Annotated in this window: 7 protein-coding genes; 5 read left to right on the plus strand and 2 right to left on the minus strand. The window is 72.4% G+C overall.

What is annotated here, in order from left to right; translation table 11 throughout:
- Positions 1-133: 133 nt before the first annotated feature.
- Entirely contained in the window at positions 134-787 is a 654-nt protein-coding gene (locus tag B7767_RS29405) for a hypothetical protein (protein WP_085574821.1), read from the plus strand.
- Positions 788-898: 111 nt separating this feature from the next.
- On the opposite strand, the gene B7767_RS29410 is transcribed toward B7767_RS29405, so the two are convergent.
- The gene (locus B7767_RS29410; RefSeq protein WP_085574809.1) at positions 899-2,764 is read right to left on the minus strand and encodes a hypothetical protein; all 1,866 of its coding nucleotides are present in this window, start codon (positions 2,762-2,764) and stop codon (positions 899-901) included.
- A gap of 64 nt (positions 2,765-2,828) precedes the next feature.
- Positions 2,829-3,881, minus strand: coding sequence for an aldo/keto reductase (locus B7767_RS29415; RefSeq protein WP_085574810.1), 1,053 nt, complete (start codon positions 3,879-3,881; stop codon positions 2,829-2,831).
- 105 nt (positions 3,882-3,986) lie between these two features.
- Here B7767_RS29415 and B7767_RS29420 point away from each other — a divergent pair, with 105 nt between their 5' ends.
- From B7767_RS29420 to B7767_RS29440, 4 genes are all read left to right on the plus strand, one after another.
- Positions 3,987-4,616, plus strand: coding sequence for a TetR/AcrR family transcriptional regulator (locus tag B7767_RS29420; protein ID WP_085574811.1), 630 nt, complete (start codon positions 3,987-3,989; stop codon positions 4,614-4,616).
- Positions 4,617-4,767: 151 nt separating this feature from the next.
- Positions 4,768-5,157, plus strand: a complete 390-nt coding sequence (locus B7767_RS29430) for a hypothetical protein (RefSeq protein WP_073931792.1) — start codon at positions 4,768-4,770, stop codon at positions 5,155-5,157.
- Positions 5,158-5,388: 231 nt separating this feature from the next.
- Positions 5,389-5,907: a hypothetical protein gene (locus B7767_RS29435; RefSeq protein ID WP_085574812.1), complete on the plus strand. Its 519-nt coding sequence runs from the start codon at positions 5,389-5,391 to the stop codon at positions 5,905-5,907.
- A 57-nt stretch (positions 5,908-5,964) separates the two neighbouring features.
- The coding region (locus tag B7767_RS29440) for an ATP-dependent RecD-like DNA helicase (RefSeq protein ID WP_085574813.1) at positions 5,965-8,187 on the plus strand (2,223 nt) is incomplete at its 3' end.

Here is an 8,187-nt window from a genome sequence, read left to right on the forward strand (position 1 = left end):
CTCCGGGTCACCCACCCCGGGCGCGCCGCCGGCCGGTCCGCCCGCCGGGCTCCGGCCGGTCGCCTTCCCGGCCGCCGGCGGTCAACGCGCGGGCCCGTCCCCGGTGTCAGTGGCCGCTGGCAGTATGACGATCATGAGCCGAATCATCTCGTACAGCACCGCCGACAAGGCCGACGTCCTGGCCTTCATCGGAGCCGCGGACGACCTGACGCCCGATCAGGTGCGACGGCTGGGCATCATGCGTGAGAGGGCGCGGGAGAGCCAGCGGGAACTGGAGCGGCAGGGCATCGACCTGGGCCTGACCGTCCCCGAGGCGCTGGAACACCTCGTGGCCGGTCGCGCGAGCTCCGAAGCCGAGTACGCGGCGGGCGCCTACTACCGCGCGCTCCAGCACATCATCGACTGCAACGCCTCCGATCCCGCCGACCTCGGTGTCTACTCCAAGCCCTCCACCTTCTTCGGTCTGCTCGACGAAGAGCTGCGCCGTGCGGGCGTGAGCGCCGATCTCCTGCTGCACGACCACCTGTTCTCCGGGCCGCCCGAGGAGATCCCCTTCCCCATCCCCTTCCCCGTGGACGGGCCGCACATCGGCATGTTCCCGCTGGCCAGGGCCAAGCCGGCCGCCGACGCCTACCGTGCGGTGCTGGACCGGGTGGGCGAGGACTTCCGGTACGACCTCGGGGAACTGGCCGAGAAGCTCGAGTTCGAGCACAAGGAATGGGAGTACTCCACGAAGAACATCGACTGGTACACCCAGGACACGATCTTCTTCTCCCTCACGGGCTGAGCGGCGGTGTCCGCCTCCCGGATGAAAAGGGTGGGCATCAGGCGGGTGAATGCGACGTGCGCACTCGGATGAGCGGAACGAGGACACCGCAGGCCGAGATGCTCCCGCTTTTCAGGAGAGGGTGAGCAAGCTCCAGGCGGCCGCGCGGAGTTCCTCGTCCTCGTGGTCCTCGGAGAAGGGTGTGGCGCTGAGCAGGCGGCGCGGGGAGAAGGCGCAGGCCCGGAGGGCTGGGCGCAACTCCTCGGGTGTCCGGCCGATGGCGGCGAGGGCCTTGAGGGCGTGAAGACCGACCGGAGTGGGACCGGCCAGTTCGGCGAGGACGGGGACGGCGTCGTCCGGGGAGCCGGTGATCCAGTGGTGTGCCTCGGCGGCGGTCGCCCGCGTCCACTCGTATCGCGCTGTCAGCATCGGCCTGACGAGGGGGAGCAGGGGGGTGGCGGCACTGCCGAGGGGCTGGAGGAGGCTCAGGTGCCGGTGTGTCGGGCCCTGTGCCGCCGGGAGCAGTTCCTCGAAGGTGCGAAGTGCCGGGACGGGGTCACCGGTCAAGCGGTAGTGGGCGACGGCCGCAGTGGCTCGCAGCGAGGCGTCGCTGCTTCGCCGGGCCTCCCGCAGGACGGAGGAGACCTCTCCGGTCAGGGCGCCGTCCAGGCCGAGTTGCCGGGCGGCGGCGACGGCCGCCCGGCGGGTCCGGAGACATTCCACCAGTTCGGGCCGGGCCTGCCGGGCGGGAGCACCGAGCGGTTCCAGCGCTGCGATCAGGGCGTCGGCCGCGTTCCCGGCGGCGCCCGCCGACAGTTCCCCGCGGATCACCGCTGTGAGCTCGTCGCTCGCCTCCGGGAAGGCCGTCGCCGCCGCCCGGACCGCCTCGGCGTCGGAGCGGCGCAGGAGCACCTCCAGGGCGCGCGGGTCACGTGAGCGGACCAGGGCGAGGAGCGCCGGCCGTGCGGTCTCCCCGTCCGCACGGGCGTAGTCGTACAGCCTGTCCCGGAGCTCGTCGCCGGGCTCGGGCAGACGGCCGACCCAGCGACCGATGACGTCCAGCGTGTGGACGAGCGAGCGGGTGTCCCGCTGGTGGGGCAGGGCGGCGAGCAGGAGATCCAGCACCTCCGGCTCCCGGTCGCGCCAGACCTCCGTGATCTCCCGAGCCAGCCACGATCCGCGTGAGCCCAGGTCGCCCGCGTCGATCCAGTGGGCCGCCACGGCGAGAGCGGCGTCCGGGTCGTCGGCCAGCAGCTCGGTGAGGTGGGACTCCGGGCTGTCGGCGCCCGGCCACGGGAAGTCGTCCTCCCCGGGATCGGGTTCGGCCCCGTCCTCGGCGAGGATCGTCACCAGCTCCGCCGGGTACGGCGGGCCGGACCGCTCGGCGGCGAGCGTGGCCGCCGCCAGCCTGACCTCGGACCACGCGCTGTCGAAGGGCAGCGGTGCCCGCCCGCTCCGGTTCAGGACGACCAGTGCGTCGGCCCGTACCGCCGGGACCGCGTCACCGGCGTACAGCTCGCGGACCCGCTCCTCGACGGAGGCCCACAGCCCGGCGGGGAGCATCTCCGCCACAACCGCGACCACACGGAGTGCCGCCCGGCGCACCGGCCGTTCGGTGTCCGTCAGGCAGGGCAGCAGCTCCGGAAGCACCCGACACAGCTCCGCGCAGACCTCGGCGGCCGAACTGCGCGGCCAGTGCGGTGACTCGGTGTCCGAGGGAGTGTGGTCGGCGAGCGTCGCCAGCAGCATCAGCAGCTCGGCGCGCCTGCCGGGAACGTGCCGGGCGGCGTGTGCGAGGAAGGGGACGGCGGGCGCCGACGCCGAGTACACCGTGCCCTGGTGGTGGATGTTCCCGTACAGCTCGTGAACGGCTTCGTCCACGGTCGTGTCGTCGTCCCGGTAGAGCGCCCTGATCAGGTCGGGCACGTCCACGGCCGAGCCGTAGGCGTGGGTCAGTGTCTGCCACTGGATGGTGTCCAGTTCGGCCGGGGACTTCACGGTCGATGCTCCTTCGCTGGTCAGGTGCGCCGACCCTACTGATCACCACCGACAGCGCTGGTCCTCAGGCGGCGGGCGGAGGCGCGACGACGGGCGGGTTGAGGCGGGCGAAGCCTTCCTGGCGCTGGTAGGGGAAGTACGGGTAGGGCGCGGTCCTGGCGCTCGCCGCGTCGAGTCTCGCCGTCTGGTCGGGCGTGAGCGTCCAGCCGACGGCGCCGAGGTTCTGGCGGAGCTGCTCCTCGTTGCGGGCGCCGATGATGACGGAGGAGACGGTCGGCCGCCGCAGCAGCCAGTTGAGGGCGATCTGCGGAATGCTCCTGCCGGTCTCCCGCGCGATCTCGTCGAGGGCGTCGACCACGCGGTAGAGGTGCTCGTCCTCGACCGGCGGGCCGTAGTCCGCGGTCCGGTGCAGCCGGCTGCCGGCCGGGAGCGGCCGGCCGCGGCGGATGTTGCCGGTGAGCCGTCCCCAGCCGAGCGGGCTCCAGACGAGGGCTCCGAGGCCCTGGTCGAGCCCGAGGGGCATCAGCTCCCATTCGTAGTCGCGGCCGACGAGCGAGTAGTAGACCTGATGGGCCACATAGCGCGGGTGGCCGTACCTCTCCGCGCTCGCCAGGGACTTCATCGCCTGCCAGCCGGAGAAGTTGGAGATGCCGAGGTAGCGGACCTTCCCCGCGCGTACGAGGTCGTCGAGCGCGGACAGGACCTCCTCGACCGGTGTCCCGGCGTCGAAGGCGTGCAGCTGGAACAGGTCGATGTGGTCGGTGCCGAGCCGGCGCAGGGCGTCCTCGCACGCGGTGATCAGGCGCGAACGGGAGGTGCCCGCGTCGCCGGGACCGTCGCCCATCGGCAGGCCGGTCTTGGTGGACACGATCACCTGGTCCCTGCGGCCCTTGATCGCTTCGCCGAGCACCTCCTCGGAGGCCCCGCCGGAGTAGACGTCGGCGGTGTCGAACATCGTGATCCCGGCGTCGAGGCAGATGTCCACGAGACGTCGTGCTTCCCGCGCGTCCGTGGTGCCCCAGGCGCCGAACAGCGGCCCCTGGCCGCCGAAGGTGCCGGCGCCGAAGCTCAGTGCGGGGACCTTGAGGCCGGAAGCGCCCAACTGCCTGTACTCCATGGCTGTTCCTCTCCCATCACACGATCTGGCTAACGGGTCTGGAGTTCCGTTAGTGTGGGCCCCAACGTAACAGGTGTGAGCGATTAATGGAACTGGAGTCCCGTTATGGAGTTCGAGGGTGCGGATCCGGGGACCGTCCGTCCGGGCGGGCGCACGGCGCGGGTGCGGGCGTCGGTGCTGCGGGCGGCCGGGGACGCCCTGGCGGAGCACGGCTTCGCCCACCTGGACCTCGCCGACGTCGCGCGCCGTGCCGAGGTGGGCAAGACCACCGTCTACCGCCGCTGGGGGACGGTGACCGGCCTGGTGGCCGATCTGCTGCTGGACATGGCCGAGCAGTCACTGCCGCGCACCGAGACCGGCTCGCTGCTCGGCGACCTCAGGGCCAACGCCCGGCTCGTGCGGCGCACCCTGGCCGACCCGCGGCAAGGGGCGCTGTTCAAGGCGGTGATCGCCGCCGCCACCTGCGAGGCGAGGACGGCCGAGGCCCTGCACCGCTTCTACGACGTCCGCGTCGAGGAGTGGGCGCCCTGCGTCCAACAGGCCGTCGACCGGGGCGAGGTGCCCGAGGGCACCGACGCCCACGAGGTGATCCGCGCCGTCTCCGCCCCCCTCTACTACCGCCTGCTGACCACCGGCGCCCCCCTCGACGAAGCGGCCGCGGACCGGGCCGCCGAGGCCGCCGCGGCGGCGGCACGCGCGGGAGCCTATGTACGGGGCGGCGAAGCCCGTACGTGACGGGCTCGCGCGCGGCCCGGCTCCCCGTCAGCCCGCCGACACCTCGCACCACACGTACTTGCCCCGGCTGCCCTGCCTGGCCGGCGGCTGCCACCCCCAAAGCACCCCCGTCGGTGGCAGCCCCCGCCCCTACGACCACGGAGGCCGATCGATGGTGGAAGCGGGGCGGGCGAGCCCTTCGACGAACCGGGCCGGGGCCTTCCCGTTCGGTGTCCTCTTCGGAGGGCTCACCTCGCTCGTCTCCACGGTCGTCATCGGGCGGGTGTGGGCGGCGTGCGACATCGGCGTCGGCGCGGCGGCGAACTCCCTGACCCTGCTCGTCCTCGCCCCGCTGATCTGGATCGCCACGGCGATCCCGCTCGGTGTCCTGTACGGCGTCCTCGGCGGACGCCACCGGCGCGCGGCCCTGGCGGCGGGGTTCCTGTTCACCGTGTGCTGCACGTGGTTCCTGGTCACCTGGATCGGCGTGCCGGACTCCTACCCGGACCCCGTGTGCCCGGGGAACGTCCCGCCGTGGTGGCCGGGTTTCATACCCGTGTGACCGGGCCGGACCGCGCGTACGGTGAACGCCGGACCGCCCCGCTCCCGCCTTCGCCCACCTCCTCGAGGTGCTGAAGGAACCCGGACCGGCGGGAACCGGCACGACGGCAACTCCGTTGGCACCGCTGCTCGGAGCGATTCCGTGGAACCGGGCCACACCGTTCCGCGGTCTCACGGACAGCCGCCCTGCCCGGCGGCCCCCTTCCGTCCCACTCGCATCCTGGAGCCCGCTTTGCCCATACGGACAGGCACCACCCGCCCCGCGCTCCTGCTCCTGTCGACCGTGCTCGCGGCCGGAACGCTCACCGGCTGCGCGTTGCAGGAACTCACCAGGGACTGCGAGGGGACCGACGGCCGGGTGAGGGAGATGGCCGCGCTCGGCATCCTCGACTCCCGGCCCGCCGGGGCCACCGTCGCCCGGGGCTTCGAGGAGGTCGACGCGGGCTGCTGGGCGGACAGCGGTGACGTCTCGGTGTACGCCGGCCGGACCTACGCCTTCCCCGGCACGGAGGCCGAGGTCACCGCCCACTACCGGAGGGCAGCGGTACGGGACGGATGGGATCCGGACCCCGAAGCCCCGTCCGGCGACCTGTGCTTCGTCAAGGAGGACATGACCCTGCGGGTCGTCTTCCTCACCGCCGAGGGCCTCGCGGAGGACGGCCACGAGGACCGCCCCGACCTCACCACCGGGGCCGGCTACTCGGTCGACGCCGACTCGTTCACGAACAGCGGCGTCGAGCCGGGCTGCTAGAGCCGGGCCGGCCGGACAGGACACCCCCTGTCACACCCCACGGGTACCGTCGGACCCATGCCCAACCAGTCCGCAGCCGCCGCCCCCGGTGAACGCCGGCTCGCCACCCTCGAAGGCGTCCTGGAGCGCATCACGTACGCCAACGAGGAGAACGGCTACACCGTCGCCCGGGTCGACACCGGCCGGGGCGCCGGTGATCTCCTCACCGTCGTGGGCGCGCTGCTCGGCGCCCAGGTGGGGGAGTCGTTGCGGATGGAGGGGCGCTGGGGGTCGCACCCGCAGTACGGCAAGCAGTTCCACGTCGAGAACTACACGACCGTGCTGCCCGCCACCGTGCAGGGCATCCGGCGTTACCTCGGCTCCGGCCTCGTCAAGGGCATCGGGCCGGTCTTCGCCGACCGCATCACGCAGCACTTCGGCGTCGACACCCTCACCGTCATCGAGGAGGAGCCCAAGCGCCTCATCGAGGTCCCCGGGCTCGGGCCCAAGCGGACCAAGAAGATCGCCGACGCCTGGGAGGAGCAGAAGGCGATCAAGGAGGTCATGCTCTTCCTCCAGACCGTGGAGGTGTCCACCTCCATCGCCGTGCGCATCTACAAGAAGTACGGCGACGCCTCGATCTCCGTGGTGAAGAACCAGCCGTACCGGCTCGCCGCCGACGTCTGGGGCATCGGCTTCCTCACCGCCGACAAGATCGCCCAGTCCGTCGGCATCCCGCACGACAGCCCCGACCGGGTGAAGGCCGGCCTGCAGTACGCCCTCTCGCAGGCCACCGACCAGGGGCACTGCTACCTCCCCGAGGAGAAGCTGATCGCCGACGCGGTGAAGCTGCTCCAGGTGGACACCGGCCTCGTCATCGAGTGCCTCGCCGAACTCGCCGCCGAGCCGGAGGACGGCGAGGACCCCGGCGTCGTACGGGAGAAGGTGCCCGCACCCGACGGCGGCGATCCCGTCACCGCCGTCTACCTCGTCCCCTTCCACCGCGCCGAGCTGGCCCTCTCCGGCCAGTTGCAGCGCCTGCTCCGTACCGACGAGGACCGGATGCCGGCCTTCCGGGACGTGGCCTGGGACAAGGCGCTCGGCTGGCTGAAGGGGCGCACGGGCACGGACCTCGCCCCCGAGCAGGAGGCCGCCGTCAAGCTGGCGCTGACCGAGAAGGTCGCCGTCCTCACCGGCGGTCCCGGCTGCGGCAAGTCCTTCACCGTCCGGTCCATCGTGGAGCTGGCCCGCGCCAAGAAGGCCAAGGTCGTCCTCGCCGCCCCGACCGGCCGCGCCGCCAAGCGCCTCGCCGAGCTGACCGGCGCCGAGGCCTCCACCGTCCACCGCCTCCTTGAGCTCAAGCCCGGCGGCGACGCGGCCTACGACCGGGACCGCCCGCTCGACGCCGACCTGGTGGTGGTCGACGAGGCGTCCATGCTGGACCTCCTCCTCGCGAACAAGCTGGTCAAGGCCGTGCCGCCGGGCGCCCACCTGCTCTTCGTCGGGGACGTCGACCAGCTTCCCAGCGTCGGCGCGGGAGAGGTGCTCCGGGACCTCCTCGCCGACGGCGGCCCCGTCCCCGCCGTCCGGCTCACCCGTGTCTTCCGCCAGGCCCAGCAGTCCGGCGTGGTGACCAACGCGCACCGGATCAACGCGGGGCAGCACCCCGTCACCGACGGCATGAAGGACTTCTTCCTCTTCGTCGAGGACGACACCGAGGAGGTCGGCCGGCTCACCGTCGACGTCGCTGCCCGGCGCATCCCGGCGAAGTTCGGCCTCGACCCCCGCCGGGACGTGCAGGTCCTCGCCCCCATGCACCGGGGCCCGGCCGGCGCGGGCACGCTCAACGGGCTGCTCCAGCAGGCCATCACCCCCGGCCGCCCCGACCTCGCCGAGAAGCGGTTCGGCGGCCGGGTCTTCCGCGTCGGCGACAAGGTCACCCAGATCCGCAACAATTACGAGAAGGGGGAGAACGGGGTCTTCAACGGCACCGTGGGTGTGGTCACCGCCCTCGACCCGGTCGACCAGCGCCTGACGGTGCTGACCGACGAGGACGAGGAGGTGCCGTACGAGTTCGACGAGCTGGACGAGCTGGCGCACGCCTACGCCGTGACCATCCACCGTTCCCAGGGCAGCGAGTACCCGGCGGTCGTCATCCCGGTGACCACGAGCGCCTGGATGATGCTCCAGCGCAACCTGCTGTACACGGCGGTCACCCGGGCCAAGCGGCTGGTCGTCCTCGTCGGCTCCCGCAAGGCGATCGGACAGGCGGTGCGCACGGTCTCGGCGGGGCGCCCGGGG

Source organism: Streptomyces sp. 13-12-16 (genome assembly GCF_002114215.1).
Taxonomy (GTDB): Bacteria; Actinomycetota; Actinomycetes; order Streptomycetales; family Streptomycetaceae; genus Streptomyces.